Below are 22,610 nucleotides of genomic sequence, written 5' to 3' on the forward strand. Positions count from 1 at the left end.
GCGTTGGTCACCGTCAGCTGGAATTTGCCGCCGCCAAGATCGGTCACCGTCGGGCCAGAACTCGTCAGCGTCGCGCCGTGGTCGAGCGTCACCGTGATCGTCACGCTGTCGTCGGTGGTGTCCTCAAACAGCGCCGCCGCATTGGTCAATCCCAGCGTCAGCGTGCTGCTGCCGTTCTCGTTGATCGTCGCCGCCGACGCCGTCACCACCGGCTGATCGGCAACCGGGTTCACCGTCAGCGTCGCCGAGGTCGTGCCTGCGATCGAGGTGGAGCTGCCGTCATGCGCCACCGCCGAGACGCCAACATTCACCGTACCTTCGAACTCGCCGGACGGCACGATCGCCAGCCCGGCAAGATCGGCGGTGCTGGTCGCCGTCACCGTAAACGTGCCGTCGCCATTGTCGACGACCTTCGCGCCAGTGCCGGTCTGCGTCAGCTTGGCGCCTTGGTCGAGCGTCACCGTGATCGTCACACTGTCGTCGCCGTCCGCAAACAGCGCCGACGCGTTGGTCAGCGTCAGCGCCAGGGTGCTGGTGCTGTTCTCGTTGGTCGGTGCCACCGACGCCGTCACCACCGGCACACTCGCAATCGGGACAACCGTACCGGCCGAAGTCGTGCCGGTTTCGGCGAAGTTATGCGTGTCGATGAACGACACGGTCACCGTCAGCGTCTTACCCCCGGCAGAATCGCCCGGTGTGAAGGTGTTCATGCCGGCGCCGGAAGCCACCACCTTGCCGTCGACCAGCCAGGTATAGGTGATCAGGTCCGAGCTTGGTGCATCCGGCTCGGTGACGGTCGCGGTGACCGTCGCGCCTTCGACCGCGTTGTGGCTAGCATTGAGCCCGCTTAGCGAGATTGCAGCATTCTCGGCCGGGTTCTCCTGAACCACGCCAAAACCGATGGTCTGTGGAGTGGCGCCGGTCACGACCAGCTGAAGGAACATGCCTTCCTGGTCTTCAGACGGCGTGAAGTTCTGAGCGGTGCTGACCGTGACCCAGCCGGTCTGGCCGTCCTTGGAAACCTGCCAGGCGAGACTGTCACCGGTACCGCCTATGGTGGTGATCGTCGTATTTTCCGTCGCCGTCGTCGCGTTAACCTGAAACGGAACGAAAAAGGTAGATGTCAGATTGTTCTGAAGGCCGTTACCATTTGTGCCATTGTTGAGGTTGGCAAAGGTCGGGAGCTGGACCGATCCGTCCGGCGAATGGAGGCCGCTCAAGCCGTTGGGCACGATCGAATCGTTCTGGACGACCGTCGTCTTGGTGTTGGAGCTGTCCGAGAACTTCAGCGAGAACACGTCCTGGATTAGCTTTTGCACATCGGGCGGCAGCGGCTCACTCGAGTAGTTGACCTGGCCGCTGCTGATGTTGACCTGCTGCCCGGCCTTGTCGACGACCGCGTACTGGGTGAGTGTGACCTTGTCGTACAGGATATAGGAGCCGGTCGTGCCGTCCGGCTCGACCAGGACCTGGCATTTCAAAACGGGCGGCGGCAGCGCCGAGAGATTGAGGTCGGTATCGACCGGCGGAAGCGGAATCTGGAAATCGATCTCGGTCAGAACCGCCGTGCCGCGGATACCCATCGTCGCGACCGGCGTGTCGACCTTCATGTCGCCGTGTTTTGCGGTCTCGCCGGCGACAAAGGTGATGGTCCCCGCCACCAGGCTCAGCAGCGACGAATTGTTCGACCCGTTCGGGTCGTAGACCATCTCGTTGAGCACCATTCGCGAATTCGACAACAGGCCGAACACCGTGCCGTCGATGAAGGTGATGCCGAGCGTCGCGTGGGTTCCGGTCTGAACCACGTCGCCTTTTTCGACGTTGTCGCCGTTGTTGAGGATGATCGCGACGCCGTTGCGAAGACAGGTCGCACTGCCCTCGAGCTTGGTCACATGACCGATGACCTTGGCTGCAGCGGCGCTGCCATCGGCCTGCGCGTACTGGACGTGACCGGAGAGCGCATTGACCAGGTCGCCAGTGAGATGAGCGCCGTCGGGCGATGCCAGCGGCGCGCGATTTTCGCCCTTGAAGTAATCGTGCAGAACCAGCTCTTGACCGTCCTTTGAAAGGACCAGATCGAGACCGGACTTCTTGTAGTCTCCGTTGAAAAGCAAATGCGCGTTCGGAACGATGATCGCGTCCGAAGGAACGTGGGAGGCCCGAACGGTGTCGACGTTGAAGTGGCCGAATGAATGCGGACTCGAAACGTCAGCAGAAAAATTGGCGTCGAATTTGCCGGAGTAATTCACAGGCGCCACCGCAATGGTTAATATTTTTATAATTTTGAAAGTCTAAGCTTCCTTACCACCAGGAAGCTCTTCGCGAAACCATCTCCTGCTTGTGCAAGACGGCCCAAACCGCCAAGGAAGCATCATCTATTCTGACGAATCGCCGGGTGTAGCAAGTATTCGTAGGATCAAGTGTAGCCTTCAGGCAGTTTTGGCCGAGAGCAATCCAGCGCTTTGATATATTGTCATGTATAGACCGCCGCACAGATACTCTCCTGAGCTTTGTTCAGCACCTGCGGGTAGAGTAATGCGCCACTTTCAGCCCCGAAAATGTGAACTAGATAACAAAGCGTGGAACTTTCGACGAATTAGCACAAATTAGCTATGTGTTGCGGAAAATTGGAAGGTTTACAATCCGCCTCTCGCGCCGAGGGCTAAATCCATAAAATTTTCCCGAGAATCTCGAGGTTAATTTCAGCCTGATCGGCATTTTTCCCCAAGTCCCGCCGTTCTTTACGCGGATTTAGAGCCGCCTCGCCCATCATCCCCCCTTCAAGAAACGATCCGTCTCGGGCGGCTTAAGAGCCGCGCCGATGCGCGGACAGGGGGACGCGAGATGGGATTTTTCAATCTTTCGCAACCATGGCGGGTGGTGGCGCTTGCCTCCAGCCTGCTTTGGCTCGCCACGGCAGACCTCAAAGCGGCAAGCTTGATTTCGCCGGGTGCATTGGACCTGATCCACAAATCCGCCGAGCCGTTCGGGCTGTTCACTTCGAGGATTTACGGCGGCGGCTTGCGTGACAAATGGATGGGCGTGGAGCGCAAGCTCGGTGATGAAAGAGTGCAGCTTGCCCTTTGCGACGGCGACCGTGCGCGTTGCGTGTCGCCGGCAGCCCTTCGATTCCTCGCCATCGTGGACAATGCGAGGGTGCGCGATGGACGCGCCAGGCTCGGCGAGATCAATCGGGCGATCAATCTGGCGATCAGGCCGATGAGCGACCTCGCTCAACACGGCGAGATCGACGTGTGGAGTTCGCCATTGGTTACTTTCACCACCGGCGCGGGCGATTGCGAAGACTATGCGATCGCAAAGTTCGTAGCGCTGCAGATGGCCGGTATCTCGCCCGACGATCTCAGGATCGTCGTCCTGCGCGACACCATTCGCGGCGAGGATCATGCCGTCGCGATGGCGCGGCTAAACGACCGCTGGCTCACGCTGGACAACCGACGCATGGCGCTGGTCGAGGACGCAGACGTCAGGAATTATCGGCCGCTCTTTGTCATCGATCAGCACGGCGTGATGCGCTATGAAGACCCGGTACCGGCCGCCGCCGTGTCGCGCCCGGATTCACCACAGGCAACGGCCGTCAATTTTGTCGCCCCGGCGGGCATGAACTCAAAATCGAACTGACGTTCGGATAGTTGCGGTTACGGGCGAGCGGACTTGCCAGCACGGCAAATTCAGGAGGCGGCCGCGGGGCGGCCCTCGCGTTCATTTGTCGATGCAGGCGCTGATGTGCGCGGCACGATCCCTTTTCGGGACCTTGGCCTCGTCCGCCTTCTTTGAGCATTGAAGCATTCTGAGCTGCTCGGCGCGTCGCTTTTCAGCGGCCGCACGATACTCCGGCGCGACTGAATCGGGGTCCACGAGCTTTTGCGCTGCGCTCGCATCGCCCGCCAGAACAAGGGTCAGGATGGCCGGCAGGAGGGCCAGTCCAGCGGAAGATCTCCGGGCAGCTGCCCCAGGGGTTTTCCTTGAAATCATTATTGCAGACCAGGTCCGTTAATCAATGACCGCCTCGGCTCGGCGCCTCCATGGCGATATGCTAGCACAGCTTCGGCCGGCATCAACTTTTCGGCGGCAAAGGAGGGGAGCCGCGGCAATAATGTCATTTCGCCGCGATGTTCGAAAAGCTACCATGGCCCGCAATTTGGCTTGATTTATCTGGAGATCGGGGATGCGGGCAATCGGGTTGGCAATGATCGCAATGCAGGTCGGGCTCACCGTTGCCGGAAAAGCGGAAACTCCGGCAGAGTCCGACCGGTCGATCACCGACGTGCTTCCGCTCTTTGTCAAGAATCGTTGCGAGGATATCCGAAACCCCGCCGATCAGATGTTTTGCGGCGACCCCGAACTCAACGCCGTCGGCGTCAAACTCAACGCAGCGATCGCCGAAAGGCTGAACCGGATTCCAAACCACAATCTTGCGGTTGTGGAGAATGCCGAATGGATCCGCGAGCGCAATTCAAGCTGTGGCATCCTTGGAAGGCTGAGCGTCAGGGGGCAGGAAATCAAAGCTGTCAGGGACTGCCTGCTGAAGGAAACGAAAGAGAGGATCGAAATCCTGTCCGATCCGAATTTCGATTGCCTCGCCAACAATACGACCGCAGGACGTTTGATTTGCGGCGATCCGTCATTGGCGTTGGCCAAGACCGAACTCAATGAAATGGTCATGCCGTTGATCGCCAAGTTGAATGAAGACGACGCCCGCGAGGCGTTCGCCGAATTCGAACGCTGGGGCCGGGAACGCGACCGCAAATGCGGCCTTGAGGAAAAGCAACACGGACCGTCGCAAGATCCGGCGACTTCCGAGAGCTGCCTCGCCGATTATTTCACCGGGAAAATAGCCGAGGTTTCTGCCGCCAAGGGCGATCCGAAGAAACTCTTCCGGCGTCCGCGCTCTACGCCGCAGCCGAATGCCGACGCGGTCGACCTCTGTGTCGCACAAATTCATTCAACCAACCTCTGCCTGGATTTCGTCGCCGTGGAACGCGTGTTTCAGATCGACAGCGATGTGAGCGAGAAGAATGCGGAGGTAATCGCCGAAGTCGAAATGGCGGTGCTGGCTCCGTTCACGGCCTGTAGCCCGATCGCGTCGAACTGCACGGGCACGTGCTGGGATTTGACCTCCAACCGACCAAAATCGACGCCCGGAACGCGCGACAATTTCGTCATCGGCTACCGGTTGAAAATCGAAAAATCGTTCGCGTTTCAAAAGACCGACAACGGCAGCTGGCGCTGCAATTCAACCACGCTGCAGCCGGTAGAGGTCGGCCTTGCCCTGACCGGACCCTAGTGCCGGCAAGAACCGGCTCGTCCCGCTTTAGCGCCTTCTGCAATTTTCGCCCCGCGATTCACCGCGCCGAAACGGTTTCGGTCCATGGTCTTTTGCGACCAGTGGTCCGCTTCTCCGGGTGGGCTCGCGAATGTTCAGATCCACTCACACCAGCAAACCAGGATCGTCCCGACGAATGACTCCCGATCAAACGGCGCTTCAAGTGCGAGGGTTAACAAAGCGTTTTGACCGCCTTGCGGTCGATGCGCTCGATCTGACCGTCCGCAAGGGTCAATTCTACGCCCTGCTCGGACCGAACGGCGCCGGGAAGACGACGACCTTGCGGATGGTTGCAGGGTTGTTGCGGCCCGACTCCGGCTTCGTCTCCATCCTCGGCATCGACGCACTCAACGACCCCGTCGCCGCCAAGCAGATCACGGCATGGGTATCGGACGAGCCGATGATATACGACAAACTGACCCCACTGGAATATCTCGAATTTGTCGCCGGGCTCTGGGGCATCGACCCGGCAATTGCAGAGCTATCCGCGCGCGAGCTGCTTGCATCGCTCGGTCTTGAACCGAACCTTCACGAGCGCTGCGAAGGCTTTTCCAAGGGCATGCGTCAAAAGGTGGCGCTCGCGGGCGCGCTGATACACGATCCCCGCCTGATCATCCTGGATGAGCCGCTGACCGGGCTCGACGCCGTATCCGCGCGCCACGTCAAGGGACTGCTCGGCGAGCGCGTGCGCGCCGGCTGCACCGTGATCATGACCACGCATATTCTCGAAGTGGCCGAACGCGTGGCCGATCGCATCGGCGTCATCGCTTCGGGACGGCTCGTCGCAGAAGGCACGCTTGCGGAGCTGCGCCAGCAGAACGGGAGAAACGACACCAGTCTCGAAGACATGTTCATCGCGCTGGTCGACAGCGAAGCCGTCGCCGCATGAATTCGGCCGCGTTGACCTGGTTTGCCCGGCACGAGATCCGGCTCGCATGGCGCGAATGGCTCGCGATGATGACGGGTGGCCGGCGCGGGCGCAAGCGCGTCGCCATCGTCGGAATCGTCATTCTGGCGGCGATCATGCACCTGCCGGCCTATGCCGTGATCGGAAGATTTGCCGACCTGCAGGCGCCGCTCGACAAATCCGCGCTCATCGTCATCACGGCGACTATATTCCTGGCCTGGGCCCTGATGTTGTCGCAGGCGATCGAGTCGGTGACGCGGGTGTTTTATGCCCGCTCCGACCTCGATCTGATCATGTCCTCGCCGGTCAAGCTCGCCAACGTGTTCTCGGTCCGCCTTGGTGCGATCGCGCTATCGGTCACGGTCATGGCGCTGTTTTTCGCGACGCCGTTCATCGACGTGCTGGTGTTCGGCGGCGGCGTCCGATGGTTCGCGGCCCTTGGCGTCGTCGTCGCCATCGGCCTTACCGCAGCCGCCGTTGCGATCGCGGTGACGATCGGGCTGTTCCGGATGATCGGTCCACGGCGGACCCGGCTCGCCGCCCAAATTCTCGCCGCGATCATCGGGGCCGGTTTCGTCATTGCGCTCCAGGTCGCCGCGATCCTGTCTTACGGCACGCTGTCGCGCTTTGCGGTTCTAACCTCGGACGCGGCCGCGGCGTTTGCGCCCGAGGCGGACAGCCTGCTCTGGTTGCCTGCGCACGCAGTGCTTGGCGACGGCGAGGCATTGCTGCTGTTGCTGACTTTCGGTCTTCTGTTGCTCGGCTCGGTGATGGCAGGTTTTTCGGCGAGATTTGCCGACACCGCGATCCGCGCGTCGGCGAGTTCGGCACCGGCCCATTTTCTCTGGCGAAAGAGGCCGTTCCGCGCCGCCTCGCGCCAACAGGCGCTGCGGCGGAAGGAATTCCTGCTGCTGCGGCGCGACCCATGGCTGATGTCGCAAAGCCTCATGCAACTGCTCTATCTGGTGCCGCCCGCCCTGTTGCTCTGGCGGAGTTTCAGCGACAGTTCGACCGCCATAGTGCTGATCACGCCAGTGGTCGTGATGGCAGCGGGCCAACTTGCCGGCGGACTTGCGTGGCTCACGATTTCCGGCGAAGACGCCCCCGACTTCATGGCCACAGCGCCGCTGCCGCTGTCGCGGGCGATCCGCGCCAAGATCGAGGTGGTGCTGCTCGTCATCGGCGTCCTGTTCGCGCCACTGGTCCTGGCACTGGCGTTTGCGTCGCTGCCGCAGGCGGCGATCACCGCGCTCGGCGTCGCTGTTGCAACAATCTCTGCAACCGCGATCCAGCTCTGGTTCCGCGTGCAGGGCCGCCGCAGCCAGTTCCGCCGCCGTCAAACTTCGTCAAGACTCGCGACATTCGCGGAAGCGCTTTCCTCGATCGGATGGGCCGGCACCGCAGCCCTGGCGCTGGCGATGCCCGCGGTTGCGGTCACCAGCGGTGTCATGACATTGATCCTCCTGGGCGGGACCTGGAAGCTGAGCCCGCGCCGGGAGTGAGCGGCGCTAGATCATGATGCGATCAAGTCGAATCGCATCATGATCTCATCTCTATGTTTGAGCATGATCTCCGCGCAAACGCGTTCCGCGTTTGTCGCGAGGGAAAACCGGTTTCCACTTTTCCGGATCATGCTCTAGTGGTCCGATTCTAACATTCGCATCCCATCTCAGGAGACACCTTTGCGAATGTTAGAATCAAAGGACCACTAGCAACTATAAGATTCTCGTGGAGTTTTGGATTTGACATTCGCTTTGCGAGTTCGCGGCTAGGTAGGTAGCGAATGTCAAATCCACTCCACTAGCTTCCACGATCCTCTTCAGCGCAGACATGCGCATTCGCCACGATGACGCATCGGAATTTCGGCGGTACATTGCGCGGCCGAAAGTCACCGGATGCAGGCCTGCCATGCTTCGATTCCTTGCTGTCATCGCTGGTCTGCTCGGCGCTCTGCTCGCACCTGCGTCGGCACAAGACGTCCCGCGCAGCGAATGTCTTGCAATGGCCGAAACTTCGCCCCGCGCCACGCCCGTCAGCCTGCGCCGGCCGGCGAAGGCCGACGAGGTCGAGATCACCTATGCCGGACACTCGACCTATTACATCGACACGCCCGGCGGCGTGCGGATCGCGACCGACTTCAGCGGCGCCTATACCACCGGGCGGCTTCCCGATGTCATCACCATGAACAGGGCGCACGCACTCACTACACCCTGTTTCCCGACCCGCGCATTCCTCACGTGCTGCACGGCTGGGGAGAGGATGGCAAGCCGGCGCAGATCGCCGAGCGCATCGGCGACGTCTACATCCGCAATGTGACCACCGATATCCGCCGCTATTTCATGGATGACTCGAGCGCGGAGATGATCAAGGACGGCAACTCGATCTTCATCTTCGAGGTCGCGGGTCTCTGTATCGGCCATCTCGGCCACCTGCACCACAAGCTCGACGAAACCCACTTCGCTGCCATCGGCAGGCTCGATATCGTGATGGTGCCGATCGACGGCGCCTACACGATGTCGCTCGACGGTATCTCCGAAATCACGCGACGTTTACGCTCTTCGGTGGTGCTGCCGATGCATCGCTTCGCAACCCCGCTCGACGAGTTCATGAGCAGGATCGGTCAGCAATTCGAGATCGACCAGAGATCCGAACGGAGCTTGAGGATTTCGCGGGATTCGCTGCCGGGCACGCCGACCGTCATCATCCTCCGCGGCGTTTGAACATGCCGATGTGAGCGCCCCCCAGGTACGGAGAGAAATCATCCATGATCGCCAGCACCTTGTCTGTCTCCAAAAGTGGCCTTTATGCCGATCCGCGGCCGGACTGGCTCGCCTTGCGCGAAGAGGAAATTCTCGAACCCGCACGCCAAATCGTCGATCCGCATCATCATTTGTGGGATCGCGACGACCAGCGCTATCTGATCGAGGAGATGACATCCGACCTCGTTTCCGGTCACAACGTCATCGCGACGGTCTATGTCGAGGCCCGTTCGATGTACCGCGCTCGCGGAGCTGAGGCGTTTCGCCCCGTCGGCGAAGTCGAATTCGCCAATGGTGTCGCGGCGATGAGCGCGAGCGGTGGTTACGGACCCGCCGCTGTCTGCGCCGGCATCGTCGGCCATGTCAACCTCTTGCTCGGCGACGGCGCAAAGGCCGTGCTCGAGGCGGAAATCGCCGCCGGTCAAGGCCGCTTCCGCGGTATCCGCCATTCCTCCGCCTGGGACGGCGACGCCAGCGTCGCGGGGATGTATGCGACGCGGCCGAAAGGACTGTTGCTTGATTCCACCTTCCGAAGGGGTTTTGCCTGCCTCGCACCACTCGGCTTGAGTTTCGACGCATGGCTGTTCCACCCGCAGATCGGCGAACTCACCGATCTTGCGCGCGCCTTTCCGGACACGAGGATCGTGCTCGATCATTGCGGCGGCCCGGCCGGCCTCGGCGTTTACGCCAACCGGCGCGAGGAGATTTTCGTCACGTGGAAAACTTCGATTGAGGAGATCGCAAAGTGTCCGAATGTCGTCGTGAAGCTCGGCGGCCTTGCCATGCGGCTACTCGGATTTGATTTTCACGAACGCCCCGTTCCGCCCTCCTCGGAGCAACTGACCGTGGCATGGCGGCCGTATATCGAGACCTGCATCGAAGCGTTCGGTCCGCAGCGCTGCATGTTCGAGAGCAATTTTCCGCCCGACAAGGGTAGTTGCAGCTATCAGGTGATTTTCAACGCCTTCAAGCGCATCGCGATGGCCTGCAGCGAAGCCGAAAAAACCGCGCTGTTTTCGAAGACAGCCATCGACATTTACCGCCTGAAGCTCGGCTGAGTTCCCCAAACGGATAAACCGACGACCGCGCGCTGAAGCTCGTGGTCAACACGCTGTTCGGAACGAAATCGCCGCGATTGCCGAATTACTGGGATTGCTGCGCGGATCGGGCTGCAATCAGGCGGCGGCGACCGAAATCCTGTCATCGCTTCCGGTGACGAGCCTGGCGGCAAAGGGCGCACTTTCCCTCATGCTGACGCAAGCGGACGCGCCACTGTTTCCAATCGATCTTGTCGAGAAGGATTTCGCCTACACGCTTGCCGAGGCCGACAAGTCGTCCGTCGCGCTTCCGGTGACCCAAGCCGTACATGCGCGCTTCGCAAAGGCAAAGGCTCGGGGTCTTGCGCGATCGAACATCACCGCGATAGCGCGGCTATATTAGCTGCGCCAGTTTCACGCCAGTAAGAAACTCCTAAGCTTTCCTTGCGGGTGTATTCAGGCCCACTCGCCCTTACGGAATACGGGCACGCGCCTGCCGTCAGCGTAAAGCCCGTCGATATCGATCTTGTCGGAACCGATCATCCAGTCGATATGGATGAGACTCGTATTGCCGCCCTGAACGGCGATCTGCTCGGGCGTCAACTTCGCTCCGTCGACGAAGCACTTCGAATAGCATTGGCCGAGCGCGATGTGGCAGGCGGCGTTTTCGTCGAACAACGTGTTGAAGAACAACAAGCCGCTTTTCGAAATCGGCGAAGAATGCGGCACCAGCGCCACTTCGCCGAGGCGGCGCGCGCCATCGTCGGTGTCGAGGACCTTGTTGAGGACCTCCTCGCCGCGGCTCGCCTTGGCCTCGACGATTCGCCCCTCCTCGAAACGCACCGCGATGTTTTCAATCAGCGAACCCTGATACGACAGCGGCTTGGTGCTGACGACGTGCCCGGAGACCCGCCTTGCGTGCGGCGTAGTGAAAACCTCCTCGGTCGGGATATTCGCATTGCAGGTGATCCCGTTCTTTGCCGTAGAGGCACCGCCCACCCATTCGTGACCATGAGCAAGCCCGATCGTCAGATCCGTGCCCGGGCCTGAGTAATGCAGGGCATCGAAGCGTTGACCGTTGAGCCATTCGGTCTTGTTGCCCAACATCGCATTGTGTGTCTGCCAGGCCGCGATGGCGTCTTCACGATCGACCCGGGACGCCGAAAAGATCGCATCTGCGAGCTTTGCGACCGCCACATCCTCTTCATCCTCGGGAAAAACCAGCTTCGCCCATGACGGCGATGGATAGGCGATGATGTTCCAGTTGATGTCGAAATTGACGATTCGTTCGAGCGCGGGCTTATAGGCGATCGAATTGGCCTTGCTGGCACGCGCAACCCTGACCGGATCCTCATTCGCCAGCAGCATCGGATTGTCGCCGACGATCGCAAGCCGCGCGGTGTTTCCCTCAAAGGCCTTCGCCATCCCGTTATAGAGCCAGTCCGCGGCGCGATCGAAGCCTTCATTTTGCCCAAAGCGGTAGCGTGACAGCGTGACCGCCTCATCGGCCAAAATCGGCGTGACGAGACCGGCTCCAGCCTTGTAGGCGTGTTCGGCAACCCTGCGCACCAGAGGCAACGCCGCGGTCGGCGCCGTCATCAACAGATCCTGTCCCGGTTTGAGCTGTAGTCCGACCTTGATGGCGAGTTCCGCGAGCCGGTCAAGCTTTACTGGATCGATCGGTTCAAAGGGACTGTGTTTGGGAGCATTCATGGTAACGGCCTGTTGATCGGTGAATCGAATTATAGCTGATCCGGCGCAGGCGCGTCGAATTAACAACAGCTCATTGCGGCAAAGATGGTGGGACAGGCCCCACTTATCAACGACAAAACTCACTTCAGATTTCAAGCTGGATCACGATTCAGCGCGCGATTTCTTCCAGACGCAGGTTGCGCGTTTCGATCATTCGGGTAGATGCAAGCAAGCCGACCATCGCTACGGCTGCGAACATCAGGAATACCGACTCGACACCGCCCTTGCCCACCATGAAGCCGACAAGGGCTGGTCCGATCGCCGAACCGATCCGGAGCCAGGAGGTGGCGACACCCGTTCCAATCGCGCGCATCCGCGTCGGATAGATTTCGGGCGTGTAGAGATAGACGACGGCGGCGATCGAGCCGATCAGCCCATAGCTGAGCGTGCTCAGCACGATGACCGACGAAATGTCCTGCGTTCCGCCAAAGGCCAGGAGGCCGAGCAACATCGCCCCGCCACCGAAGGCTCCCATCAGCCAGTATTTGCGGCCGGTGCGATCGATCACCATCGCACACAGCAAAACCAACACCACCTGAGCAACGTTGGTCATCGAAGCAGCGCGCAACGCCTGCGGAAGAGCGAGATGATAAACCGTGGTGTAGAGCGTAGGCAGCCAGTTGTTCAGACTGTTGGCAACGAGAAACGCGCAAGCCCACAATGTCCAGGCGATCAACGTGCGGCTACGATAGGCTGGCGACAACAATTCGCCAAACCTGCCGCGCGAGCGCGGCGGAACGGGCACTTGCGCCGGCAGGGTCACCGCCGCCGGCGCATTTTTCGTGGTCGCGCCGGCCGGGCCGGACGCAGCCTCCAGCCGCGTGACCACCGCCTCGGCCTCGGCGAGACGGCCCTTGCCTATCAGCCAGCGCGGCGATTCCGGCAATCGCAGCAACAAGAACGCGATGAGAAGTCCGGGAATGCCGCCGATCAGGAACATGATCTGCCATCCCATCAGCGGCACCAGCACCGCGCCGACCTGCCCGGTCACCATCAGGCCGATCGGAAAGATCATCTCATAGAGCAGGAAAAACCGGCCGCGGCCGCGCGCCCTGGAAAGCTCGCTGATATAGGTGGCGGCGACCGGCATCTCGCCTCCGACGCCGATGCCCTGGATGAAGCGGCAGAGCAGGAGAATATCGAAACTCCACGCAGCGGCACAGGCAAGACTCATCAGCGCGTAGATGGCGGTTGCCGCCGCGGCACAGGGTATCCGGCCATGGCGCTCGGCCGCCCAGCTGAAGGCGAGCGCACCCACGATCTGGCCCACATAGCTGGCGCCGATCGTGATGCCGACCTGCGGCGCCGTGATGTGCCAGAGCGGCACGAGGATCGGCAAGACGAAGGCGATCGACAGCGCATTGAAGGCGTCGAAGAATGTGGCGCTCCCCATTACCACGCGGGCGATGACGAACCAGCGCGACCTCGGCATCTGCTCCATGCGGGCAAGCAGGGCTGCGGCAGCTTGCTCGGATGCGAACGATGGCGTCGGCGATGCAACAGCGGGAGCCTCGGAGCGCTGCTCCGCGTTGACGACCGACAAAGGCTCTGTCATGCCGCGGCCGATTTCTCGGCGGACCCGGGCGTCGGCGCCGGTTCATCCAGCGAGACATTCCAGGCATCGTAGCCGTAGAGCCAGCCCGGATCGTCATTACCGCCGCTCATCCAGGTGTTGGCGCTTGAAATCTCCTGAATCCTGGAGGTGCGGGGCTTGCGATGAGCTTCGAAACGCTTGAATGCCGATTCGATTCCTTCGATCGAAACGTCCTTCAAACAACGCGCCAGTACCGCGGCGTCCTCGATCGAGGTAGCGGCGCCTTGAGCCATATAAGGCGTCATCGGATGGCAGGCGTCGCCGATCAGAATGACCCTGCCCCGGCTCCAGGACGGCAGTGGATCACGTTCGAGGATCGCCCATTTGTGGCAGTCGGGGCAGGCGTCGAGCACCATCCGCACCTCGGGATGGAAGCCCGCATAGGCCTTGCGCAACTCGTTGACGTCGCCCTTGGCCGACCACGACTCCCTCGTCATCCAGTCGGCTGGTTCCGGGACGCTGGTGACGAAGTAAAGCTGGCTGCGGTCCCTGGTCGTGTAATAGATCACGATGTGGCGATCCTCGCCCCACCATTTGGTCCGCGAGCGGGAGATTTCCTTCGGCAACAGGTGGGAGCTGAAAACGGAGCGATAGGCGATGCGACCGCGATGGATCGGCTTGTCCGGCCCGATGATGATCTTGCGCACGACCGAGTGAACGCCGTCGGCGCCGATCACGGCATCGGCTTTGGCTGTCGTCCCGTCGGAGAAGGACAGTGTCACCGGTCCGCCGTCCTGCTTAAGCCCAACCAGTTCCTTGTCGAGGTGGATGATCTCGTCCGGCACGATCGAAGTCAGTGCTTCGTGCAGGTCGGCGCGATGCATGCAGAGGAACGGCGCGCCGTAGAGATCCTCGGGCATCGGCAACTCGCGCTTGATTTCACCGGTGTCGCCGACGCGGTTGAGATGGGAGTACGGTGCAAAGGCGCGCTCGCGCAACATCGGCTCGACGCCGATCCCGCGCAGCACCTTCATTGAATTTGGCAGCATCTGAATGCCCGCGCCGATCCGGCCGAACTGATGCGCCTGTTCGTAGATTTCGACTTCCATGCCCGCCTGCCGAAGCGCGCCTGCGGCGGCCATGCCTGCCATCCCGGCGCCGACGATTGCAATTTTGGGGGACGGCATGACGCGCTGTGCTCCTGCTCTCACAAACGAAGGAGGCCTCACAAGGGCCTCCGACCCGCAATCAACCGGCGCGGATGGCGGGATGGTGGAATATAGCTTTTGGCCGGGTGGAACAAGGAAGCTCGTTTTGTACAAGCGATGCGCGCTTCACGGCAAATTCAACCGCTGTCGCAAAGCTGCGTCGCGCCTGGTGGTGTTTCGACGGGACGAGGCGCGGTGCCGGCCGGCGCCGCTCCCGAAGCCGGCCTTGAGGCTGACGCCTCCATTTGACAAATTGACGATCTTTGTCAAAATTGTCGGATGGGCTCCCCGGATCGCATCCTCTCGGCTGCGGAAAGTGTCTTCGCCAGGTTTGGCTTTCGACGCGCGTCGATGAGCCAGATTGCCGACGAAGCCGGGCTGACGCGACAGGCGCTCTATCATCATTATCCGAGCAAGGAAGCGCTGTTCCGCGCGGTGGTCGAGCAACTGCATGAACTGGCCTATGAGGCGGAGGCCGCGGCCGGCCTCGATCAGGAAGAGGCCGGGGGCGGGCTTGCCGATATTCTGGCCTCGCAAATCGGCGCGCGTTTTCGCTATCTGCTCGAATGCGTCGAGGAATCGCCGCAGGCCGAAGAGTTGCTGTCGGAGCATCAGCTTCAGACCCGCGACCTCTACCAGAGTTTCATCGAGCACAACGCCGATCTCCGCGCCGAGACCATCAATCGTGTCTGCGCCAAGCAGGGACTTTCCTTGCAGAACGGCATGACATCGCGCGATCTCGCCCGATGCATTCAGCTCGCCATTCGCGGCTTCAACGATCTGCGCCTGAACGCCTCGACCCTGGGCGAACTCGACAGGATGATCCGACTTCTGGTGGCCGGCGCGGTTGCGCCCGCCACCTCCCAGATCAGCAGCAAAAGGAGAGCGCGATGAGCACCGTGACGATCAACGGCCGCCTTGAGACCCTGCCAGAGGATCCCGAAGCGCTCCTCGTCGACGTGGTCCGCGACAGGATGAATTTGACCGGAACCAAGCTTGTCTGCGGGGCCGGCGTCTGCGGCGCCTGCACCGTATTGCTCGATGGCGTCCCCGTCGTGAGCTGCCTGATGCCGGCGAAAGCGGTCGCGGGCCGCAACATCACGACCGTCGAGGGAATTGGCGGCGCAAGGTTGCATCCGGTACAGCGGGCGTTCATGGCGCTGGATGCGCTGCAATGTGGCTTCTGCACACCGGGCTTCATTGTCGAGGCCGCGGCCTTCCACGACAACTGGCGAAAGGCCAAAGGCAATGCCGTTCCCTCCCGCGCGGAGATCGGCGCGGCTTTGTCGGGTCATCTCTGCCGTTGCGGTGCCTATGACAATATCTTGCGGGCGGTCGGAGAGGCCTGCAGCGGTCGCTTTGACGGCGAACAAACCCTGGCACCCCGCCTCGAGGCGCGCGACAAGGTGACGGGCACCGCGAAATATACGGTCGACATCCGGCACGATGGTCAGCTCGAGGGAGTGATCATTCGCTCGCATATCGCCCATGGCAAAGTCGTCCAGCTCGACCTTGCGCCTGCGCGCGCCGTGACGGGCGTGATGGCGGCGATTTCGCTGATCGAAGACGACCATATCGTCCGCTATGTCGGCGCGCCGATTGCAGCGATCGCCGCCAAGGATCGCGACACTGCACACCAGGCCGCCGCCGCGATCGGCATCCGATACGAGCCATTGCCGTCGGTGGTGGGATTGCAGGCCGCGCGCAAGCCGGATGCACCACTGGCGCTGGAAAAATCGGAACGCAGGAAGGCCGCGAACGTCTCGGAAGGTTCGCCGGCGCCCGCCCCATGGCGGCAAAATGTGCGAGGTCCGACTGCCGCGTTTTCGCACAAATCAAAGACGGTGCGCAGCGCGATCGCCGCAGCCGTCGAAGCCAATGATCCGCTGCTCGTCAAAGGCATCTTCCGCACCTCGGGCCAGTCCCATACCTGCCTCGAGCCGCACGCCACAGTGGCCCGCTTCGATGGCAACCGCCTGACCCTGCATGTTTCCACGCAGGCGGTATTTCATTTGATGGAGCTGGTCGCGAAACGATACAAGCTCGACCGCGACAAGGTCCGCGTGATCGCCGACCATGTCGGTGGCGGGTTTGGCTCGAAAGCAAGTCTTGGCATCGACACCATTGCCGCGATCGAACTTGCCCGTGAGGCGAAGGCCCCGGTCCGCGTGGCGCTCGACCGCCATGAGGAGTTGTCGGTCACCGGCCATCGCCCCGGAACGGAACTCGACATCGCGCTGTTGCCTTCGCGCGAAGGCAATCTCAAGGCGCTGGCGCTGACGGCATGGTCCGATAACGGTGCCGGCATCAACTCGACGATCGCAGCACTGGCACGTCTGATCTATCCCGCGGAGGCAAAGGCGCTGGTCGATTTCGACGTCATCAGCAATCTGCCGCCGGGCGCGCCTTTCCGCGGACCGGGCGGACCGCCAATGGCGTTCGCGCTGGAACAGGCCATTGACGAGGCCGCCTTGCGGATGCAGGTCGATCCCATCCAATTGCGCAAGCGATGGGACACCGATCCCAACCGCCAGCGTCTTTACGATTGGGCGGCGAACCTCGAAGTCTGGCGCAATGCCAGGGGAGCGGCGCCGACACGGAGCGGCCGTTATTGTCGCGGCGTCGGCGTGGCCACGGGTTATTGGCTCTATATCTGGCAGCCGGGCTCGAAAGTCGAACTGGCAGTCAAGGGCGGCCGCCTGATCGCGAGCACCGCCATCCAGGACATCGGCACCGGCAGTCGAACCGTGATCGCCAATACGGTCGCACGCGAATTCGAGCTCGAGCCGCACGAGGTGGAGGTCAGAATCGGGGATTCCAACCTGATCGAAGGTCCCGGCTCGGGCGGTAGCCGCACCACGGCCTCGGTCGTGCCTCCCACCCTGCTTGCGATACGAAAGCTGAAGGAAACGATCGAACGAAATGCGAAACGAAGGCCGGCGCCCGGCTCCAATGCGCCGTGGCGCGAACTGATCGCAGCGTCCTCCGACATCAGCGTGTCGGCGACGCGGCCCGAAGACTCCAGACACACACCTCCCGGTGTGCGCTCGCCCATGAAGGAAGCGGGCTTCATGGGAACGATTTTCAGCTGGATGCTGCGCCGCTTTTCAAATCTCGCCGTCGGCGCCGGCGTGCCGAGTTCGGTCCAGGTGGTCGAAGTGGAGGTCGATACCTGGCTCGGACATGTGCGGGTTCTCAAGGTTCACACGGGAATCGCGGTCGGCAAGCTCGCGGCACCCGCGCTTGCACATAGCCAGGCGGCAGGCTCGATCATCCAGGGTATCGGCTATGCGCTCTACGAAGGACGCGAGGCCGATCCGGCCAGCGGCAACATTCTGAGCGCCGGGCTTGAAGACTACCGCATCCCCGGCATTGCCGACACGCCCGATATCGAGGTTCATTTCGACGAAGCAGGATTCGATCACGTGCTCGGCGGCAGCGTCGGGATCGGCGAGGTCGCGACCGTCCCGACATCGCCGGCGATTGCGAACGCGATCCACAACGCCATAGGAGTGCGTGCTTATGAGCTTCCGATCCAGCCTGCCCGGCTCACGACAATGCTGAACCAGAGGAGCGTGGCATGACCGGCAACTCGATGGCTTCGGCGCAACAAAGCGAGTTCCGCGCTGCCGGAACGGATTTATCCGAACGACGGCGCAGCGGCGTGTCGCGCGGAAATATTGTCGATCTGGCGCGGCCGTCCGGATCTCGCGACGTCGAATGGGATGCGGATGGCGCGGCCAGCATCAGCGCATTCGCCACCATCTCGGTGATCGCCGCCGATCCGAAACTCGGCGGCGCCTATCCCGGGCTGACGGCAGCAGCCGCAGGCCTCGCGACGCCGCAGGTAAGGCATGTTGCGACGATCGGCGGCAATCTCGCCCAGCGCTCCCGCTGCTGGTACTATCGAGACCCGCATATCTCCTGTCTCAAGAAGGGCGGCTCCGTTTGTCCGGCGCGCGAGGGCAATCACCTTTACGGCGTCGCCTTCGATCTCGGCCCGTGCGTCGCGCCGCATCCTTCCACGCTGGCCGCAGCCCTCATGGCGTATGAGGCGACGGTGACGACCAATCTTCGTCCTCGTCTCGCCATCAACCAGTTGCTCGGCGACGGCTCGAACGGCAGCGCCGACCATGCTCTTCAGCCGGGCGAAATCGTGGAAAGCATCGAACTCGGTGCGCCCCTTGCGAACGAGCGTGCTCTCTATCGCCGCGCGATCAGCCGCAGCCATGCGGAGTGGCCGCTGGCGGAGATCGTTCTGCGCGCCGTGATAACGGATCGAACATTCAAGCTGGTTCGCATCGTGGCGGGCGGCGTTGCTCCGGTACCGCTTCGGCTTGCGGATGCAGAATCCGCCGCGCAAGGTGCCGCGGCGAATGCCGCGACCATCGCCGACGCAGTCGCGCGGTCGACGGGTGGAGCAAAACCGCTGCCGATGACCGGCTACAAGCTCGATCTGCTGCGGGGCCTCCTGCGAGATCTGCTTGAGAGAATTTCGGGCTAGAGCGGCGGAATTTCTGCTCGATTTGACGAGGTCTCGGGCGAGGCGGAAGGCAAGCCGTCCCGCCAGCGGACATTGATCTACCTCAACGTGCCTGCCAGGGCATCAGACTACTTATATCGGTTGCGGTGTGCCTCCAGCGCCAACGCGATTTCCGTCTTGCAAATGATTCAGGTCAGATTGCCGTCACGCAGATCGATGTCCGGAACAGCTCTTGCCCAGATCGAATCGATGTCGCGCATCTTCTTTGACGGCATCAGCCTGGGGGCGACGCTTTCCGATATCCATACGACGCAGATCCTATTCGCAAACCCGGCGTTCGCCCGGCTCGTTGGCTACACCGTCAATGAGCTCATTTCGGGCATGACATTCCTCGATCTTACTCATCCGGACGATCGCGAGCGAAATTTCAGGGTCCACAGCAGCTTGACGAACGCCGCGACGGGTCACTATCGCATCGATAAACGTTATGTCCGCAAGGACGGCGTCATCGTTTGGGGCCGCGTAACCGGCACCTCCATTTCGGACGAAACCGGAGCGTTGCGCTGGTCGACGGGAATCATCGAGGACATCACCGAGCAGCAGTTACTGAAGCAACGATTGGCCTTGTCGGAGGAGCTCAGTGGACTGGCCGCATGGCGCTGGGATGTGAAGGCCGCCACCGCCGAGCTTTCGCCGGCCTATAACCATGTCCTGGGACTTCTTCCCTACGCGTCCTCGCTTACGCTTGATGAATTCCTGGAACGGGTGCATCCCGACGACAGGACGTCCGTATCGGAATTCCTGAAGAACGCGCTGAAGGGAAATATTTACGCGCTGGAATACCGGATCGTCAGGCCGGACGGCAAGATCCGCTGGTTGCGCGGAATGGCAAGCGGCGTTCTGGACGGCGCGGGCGAAGTCGCCGAACTGGTCGGTGCGACGCTCGACATCACCGACGTCAAACTGCGCACGCAGGCGGCCGTCACCGACAAGAAGCTGCTGTCGATGATGCGGTTCATCGAGGAGAATTGGGAAACGAAATTCAAGGTCGAGGATATCGCGGCCAAATTCGGCATCAGTTCGCGAAAGTTATTCAGACATTTCGCATCGCGCGGAACGACCTTGATGGACTTCGTAAAGGACATCAGGCTGCAAAAGGTCCGTCAAAGGTTGGTTGCTCCGGACCCCACCAAGACGGTCACCGGCGTCAGCCTCGAATGCGGCTTCAATAATCTAGGTCACTTCGCAAGGGACTACCGCAGGAAGTTCGGCGAACTGCCGTCCGAAACCTTGCGGCGCCACCAGTCATGACAAGAGCCTGAAGAATCGGATGCTTCGATATCGCAGCATCGAGCCGGCTGGGATGGGCGCGAGAGCGCTGAACCAGCCGGCCCAGAGGAACCTTGAATTTACTTGGCCGCTGCAATCCGTGGCCATTCATCCATCTGCACGCGGGCCACGAGCTTGTAGCTGCCATCGGTGGGGCGGAAGATCGAGGCTTCGCCTTCCTTGGTGTCGAACCAATCCTTGCCCAACGCGGCAACGATATTCGGCTGGTGCGTGATCAGGATCGTGACCGTGTGAGCCTTCGGCGGCGTCGCGATCATCTTGCGAAAAGCGTCGGAGCGGCGGTTGTTTTCGTTTGGCGATACGATAAGTCCGCCTTCCGTCAGATCCGTCGTCTTTTCGATATCCTTGAAGCCGGCAATGACAGCCGTTTCATAGGCGCGGTTGAATTTGCTGGTATAGACCTTGCCCACGGGAACCCCGGCCTGACGGATGGCGTCGCCGAAAGCCTTGGCCAATGCCTTGCCCTTGTCGTTGAGATTGCGCTGAGCGGCAATGTTGTCGAAGTTCGTCGGATCGGTATCGGCCTGATCCGGGAAGGTGGCACCATGGCGAACGACCATGACAAGATCGCCTGCGCGCAACGCCTTCGCGATATCGGCATCCTGCAGGTTAGCTTGCGCCGATGCTTTCGGCATGGGTACTGCAAGCAGGGTGAAAACGCTCACGAGAGCTGCCATCGCGGCGATAATCGGTTTATTCATCGTAGACATAGTTGCTCCTTTTTTGATGTGATCTCCGTCCACGGCCAAGACCGGCCGCGAAGCGATTTTATTCCGCGTCGCTGACTGCCAACTGCACATTGGACTGGCGCGCTCCCACTGATTGCGACGTCCACGGCAGCATTCGTTGCAACACGCCGTCACGCAAAAACAGGCGATGGAAAAGCGCGGTTCCGGCATGGAGCCCGATCAGTGCGAGCAGCACATTGGCGCCAATCTCGTGCGCTTCCGCGAAGACGTGGCGGATGGCGTCATCCTGCTCGAACAGCGCCGGAACCTGCCAAATGAACAACTCAAACGGCGCGCCGCGAAACAGGGACCTGCCCAAGCCTGTGATCGGTTGGATCAGGAGCAGGGCATAGAGGCTGTATTCGTTGGCTTTCGCCAAGGTCTGCTGCAGCTTCGACATGCTTTCGGGGAAAGGCGGGAGGTAAGCGAAATTGTGCCGCCAGACGAGCCGCACCAGGCTGACGACCCAGATCAACGCACCCGACGTTCGGTGCGTCGTCAGGATGGTGACGGCAAGGCTGCTATCGTGATCGACGGCCTCGCGTAACCATGCGCTCGAGAATTGCAGGACGATCAGAAGCACCGTAAGCCAATGCAGGGTAATGCTGATCTGATCGAACCGCCCGCTTTCGAGCCCGGCCGTCCTCGCATATGTCTTTGCGGATTCTGAATTTTCTGTCATCTCGGTCTGCTCCAGGTCCCTGTTGGGTCCAATCTGCTCGCCGAGAAGACCTTGAGGGCCTCGGGTTTATTCCCCCAATCTTGAGTTCCCGAGCCCGCTATATTGCGACGGACCGATCGAGGTGCGTTGTCTTGTATCACGGAAGCCGGACGAAACCAGAGGTTGCACGGCGATTATTGGCCCTTTGCGACGTCGGGATGAGATGGCCAGGCCAGTCGCTGGCTGTGCGGCGGGGCTGAAGTCGCCAGGGATCGCTGCGAGAACGAGAGCGTTGTCTTACAACACGATCGTCTCGCGCCGGCGCCGTTCAGAAGCTTTGGCGACGGCTTCCGTCCTGGTGCGCGCGCCCAGTTTCCGGAACAGGGATTCGATATGGAATTTCACGGTGTGCAACGAGATGTCCAAACGGCGCGCGATCGCCTTGTTGGTCATGCCTTCGGCGAGCGCAGCCAGCACCTCGAGTTCCCGCGGCGTCAGCAATGCGTAAGCTTCGGTCTCGCGCATCGCGCCAAAGCCCGCGTCCCGTACTCCCGGACGCACGACGAGGCCCGCTGCGACCGCTCGTATCGCGGCGTCGATCTGGCTCGCATCCGCATCGCGAGGCAACAGGCCGGACGCCTCTTCATCCACGCCGCCAACGGCAACGACGAGGCGGTTTTCGCCAGGCGGCCGGCCGCCGTCCGCGAGGATCACGTCGGGAGTGTCCTGCATCTCCACGACGATGTGTCCGGCTTCGCTTACCACCCTGCCGAGGGCGGCGCGGCGAAGCGGATCCGTGGTGTGGACCGCCACGCGCAACCGCTCCATTGACGCCAAACTCCTCGCC

17 protein-coding genes and 1 pseudogene are annotated in these 22,610 nt (G+C 61.5%); 11 read left to right on the forward strand and 7 right to left on the reverse strand.

Features of this window, described 5'->3' with window-relative positions; all coding sequences use genetic code 11:
• A partial coding sequence (locus VNX23_RS15730; RefSeq protein WP_414643011.1) for a FecR family protein occupies positions 1-2,249 on the reverse strand: 2,249 nt, incomplete at its 3' end.
• Positions 2,250-2,844: 595 nt separating this feature from the next.
• Between VNX23_RS15730 and VNX23_RS15735 the strand changes: the two genes are divergently transcribed.
• The 7 genes and pseudogenes from VNX23_RS15735 (at position 2,845) to VNX23_RS15765 (ending at position 10,450) form a co-directional block, all read left to right on the forward strand.
• The gene (locus VNX23_RS15735) at positions 2,845-3,639 is read left to right on the forward strand and encodes a transglutaminase-like cysteine peptidase (RefSeq protein ID WP_325631476.1); all 795 of its coding nucleotides are present in this window, start codon (positions 2,845-2,847) and stop codon (positions 3,637-3,639) included.
• Between the two features lie 568 nt (positions 3,640-4,207).
• Complete coding sequence (locus VNX23_RS15740; RefSeq protein WP_325631478.1) at positions 4,208-5,305, forward strand: lysozyme inhibitor LprI family protein; 1,098 nt, start codon at positions 4,208-4,210, stop codon at positions 5,303-5,305.
• 175 nt (positions 5,306-5,480) lie between these two features.
• Complete coding sequence (locus tag VNX23_RS15745) at positions 5,481-6,233, forward strand: ABC transporter ATP-binding protein (protein WP_325631479.1); 753 nt, start codon at positions 5,481-5,483, stop codon at positions 6,231-6,233.
• The gene (locus VNX23_RS15750) at positions 6,230-7,753 is read left to right on the forward strand and encodes a permease (RefSeq protein ID WP_325631481.1); all 1,524 of its coding nucleotides are present in this window, start codon (positions 6,230-6,232) and stop codon (positions 7,751-7,753) included. The genes VNX23_RS15745 and VNX23_RS15750 overlap by 4 nt, the downstream gene beginning before the upstream one ends.
• Before the next feature lie 406 nt (positions 7,754-8,159).
• A pseudogene (locus tag VNX23_RS15755) lies at positions 8,160-8,971 on the forward strand (MBL fold metallo-hydrolase).
• Positions 8,972-9,015: 44 nt separating this feature from the next.
• Positions 9,016-10,068, forward strand: coding sequence for an amidohydrolase family protein (locus VNX23_RS15760; RefSeq protein WP_325631482.1), 1,053 nt, complete (start codon positions 9,016-9,018; stop codon positions 10,066-10,068).
• A 76-nt stretch (positions 10,069-10,144) separates the two neighbouring features.
• On the forward strand, positions 10,145-10,450 hold the full coding sequence (locus VNX23_RS15765) for an NAD-binding protein (RefSeq protein WP_414643012.1): 306 nt from the start codon (positions 10,145-10,147) through the stop codon (positions 10,448-10,450).
• Between the two features lie 53 nt (positions 10,451-10,503).
• Here the strand turns inward: VNX23_RS15765 and VNX23_RS15770 are convergent, their stop codons facing one another.
• The 3 genes from VNX23_RS15770 to VNX23_RS15780 form a co-directional block, all read right to left on the reverse strand.
• Positions 10,504-11,760: an aminopeptidase gene (locus VNX23_RS15770; protein ID WP_325631484.1), complete on the reverse strand. Its 1,257-nt coding sequence runs from the start codon at positions 11,758-11,760 to the stop codon at positions 10,504-10,506.
• Between the two features lie 148 nt (positions 11,761-11,908).
• Entirely contained in the window at positions 11,909-13,354 is a 1,446-nt protein-coding gene (locus VNX23_RS15775; protein ID WP_325631486.1) for an MFS transporter, read from the reverse strand.
• On the reverse strand, positions 13,351-14,520 hold the full coding sequence (locus tag VNX23_RS15780; protein WP_325631487.1) for an FAD-dependent monooxygenase: 1,170 nt from the start codon (positions 14,518-14,520) through the stop codon (positions 13,351-13,353). Before VNX23_RS15780 ends, VNX23_RS15775 begins: the two co-directional genes overlap by 4 nt.
• Positions 14,521-14,820: 300 nt before the next feature.
• Between VNX23_RS15780 and VNX23_RS15785 the strand changes: the two genes are divergently transcribed.
• The 4 genes from VNX23_RS15785 (at position 14,821) to VNX23_RS15800 (ending at position 20,335) form a co-directional block, all read left to right on the forward strand.
• A complete protein-coding gene (locus VNX23_RS15785) occupies positions 14,821-15,435 on the forward strand; it encodes a helix-turn-helix domain-containing protein (RefSeq protein ID WP_325631488.1) in 615 nt (204 codons plus the stop codon).
• Positions 15,432-18,125, forward strand: a complete 2,694-nt coding sequence (locus VNX23_RS15790) for a molybdopterin-dependent oxidoreductase (protein ID WP_325631489.1) — start codon at positions 15,432-15,434, stop codon at positions 18,123-18,125. The genes VNX23_RS15785 and VNX23_RS15790 overlap by 4 nt, the downstream gene beginning before the upstream one ends.
• Positions 18,122-19,045, forward strand: a complete 924-nt coding sequence (locus VNX23_RS15795; RefSeq protein WP_325631491.1) for an FAD binding domain-containing protein — start codon at positions 18,122-18,124, stop codon at positions 19,043-19,045. The genes VNX23_RS15790 and VNX23_RS15795 overlap by 4 nt, the downstream gene beginning before the upstream one ends.
• A 195-nt stretch (positions 19,046-19,240) precedes the next feature.
• A complete protein-coding gene (locus VNX23_RS15800) occupies positions 19,241-20,335 on the forward strand; it encodes a PAS domain-containing protein (protein ID WP_325631492.1) in 1,095 nt (364 codons plus the stop codon).
• A gap of 98 nt (positions 20,336-20,433) precedes the next feature.
• Here VNX23_RS15800 and VNX23_RS15805 read toward each other — a convergent pair whose 3' ends face one another.
• From VNX23_RS15805 to VNX23_RS15815, 3 genes are all read right to left on the reverse strand, one after another.
• Positions 20,434-21,084 (reverse strand): histidine phosphatase family protein, encoded by a 651-nt coding sequence (locus tag VNX23_RS15805; RefSeq protein ID WP_325631494.1) that lies wholly within the window; start codon positions 21,082-21,084, stop codon positions 20,434-20,436.
• Positions 21,085-21,142: 58 nt separating this feature from the next.
• Positions 21,143-21,784, reverse strand: a complete 642-nt coding sequence (locus VNX23_RS15810) for a cytochrome b (protein WP_325631496.1) — start codon at positions 21,782-21,784, stop codon at positions 21,143-21,145.
• Positions 21,785-22,060: 276 nt separating this feature from the next.
• Positions 22,061-22,591: a response regulator transcription factor gene (locus VNX23_RS15815; RefSeq protein ID WP_325631498.1), complete on the reverse strand. Its 531-nt coding sequence runs from the start codon at positions 22,589-22,591 to the stop codon at positions 22,061-22,063.
• Positions 22,592-22,610: the final 19 nt, after the last annotated feature.

Origin of the sequence: Bradyrhizobium sp., assembly GCF_035570375.1 — a bacterium.
In the GTDB taxonomy this organism is placed as follows: domain Bacteria; phylum Pseudomonadota; class Alphaproteobacteria; order Rhizobiales; family Xanthobacteraceae; genus Bradyrhizobium.

What these genes read in the sequence shown, in the direction of transcription:
- VNX23_RS15760 (WP_325631482.1), top strand. Translation starts at nt 9,016, where the DNA reads ATGATCGCCAGCACCTTGTCTGTCTCCAAAAGTGGCCTTTATGCCGAT.
- VNX23_RS15795 (WP_325631491.1), top strand. Translation starts at nt 18,122, where the DNA reads ATGACCGGCAACTCGATGGCTTCGGCGCAACAAAGCGAGTTCCGCGCT.
- VNX23_RS15785 (WP_325631488.1), top strand. Translation starts at nt 14,821, where the DNA reads ATGGGCTCCCCGGATCGCATCCTCTCGGCTGCGGAAAGTGTCTTCGCC.
- VNX23_RS15790 (WP_325631489.1), top strand. Translation starts at nt 15,432, where the DNA reads ATGAGCACCGTGACGATCAACGGCCGCCTTGAGACCCTGCCAGAGGAT.
- VNX23_RS15800 (WP_325631492.1), top strand. Translation starts at nt 19,241, where the DNA reads ATGTCCGGAACAGCTCTTGCCCAGATCGAATCGATGTCGCGCATCTTC.
- VNX23_RS15735 (WP_325631476.1), top strand. Translation starts at nt 2,845, where the DNA reads ATGGGATTTTTCAATCTTTCGCAACCATGGCGGGTGGTGGCGCTTGCC.
- VNX23_RS15770 (WP_325631484.1), bottom strand. Translation starts at nt 11,760, where the DNA reads ATGAATGCTCCCAAACACAGTCCCTTTGAACCGATCGATCCAGTAAAG.
- VNX23_RS15775 (WP_325631486.1), bottom strand. Translation starts at nt 13,354, where the DNA reads ATGACAGAGCCTTTGTCGGTCGTCAACGCGGAGCAGCGCTCCGAGGCT.
- VNX23_RS15750 (WP_325631481.1), top strand. Translation starts at nt 6,230, where the DNA reads ATGAATTCGGCCGCGTTGACCTGGTTTGCCCGGCACGAGATCCGGCTC.
- VNX23_RS15805 (WP_325631494.1), bottom strand. Translation starts at nt 21,084, where the DNA reads ATGTCTACGATGAATAAACCGATTATCGCCGCGATGGCAGCTCTCGTG.
- VNX23_RS15815 (WP_325631498.1), bottom strand. Translation starts at nt 22,591, where the DNA reads ATGGAGCGGTTGCGCGTGGCGGTCCACACCACGGATCCGCTTCGCCGC.
- VNX23_RS15740 (WP_325631478.1), top strand. Translation starts at nt 4,208, where the DNA reads ATGATCGCAATGCAGGTCGGGCTCACCGTTGCCGGAAAAGCGGAAACT.
- VNX23_RS15745 (WP_325631479.1), top strand. Translation starts at nt 5,481, where the DNA reads ATGACTCCCGATCAAACGGCGCTTCAAGTGCGAGGGTTAACAAAGCGT.
- VNX23_RS15780 (WP_325631487.1), bottom strand. Translation starts at nt 14,520, where the DNA reads ATGCCGTCCCCCAAAATTGCAATCGTCGGCGCCGGGATGGCAGGCATG.
- VNX23_RS15810 (WP_325631496.1), bottom strand. Translation starts at nt 21,784, where the DNA reads ATGACAGAAAATTCAGAATCCGCAAAGACATATGCGAGGACGGCCGGG.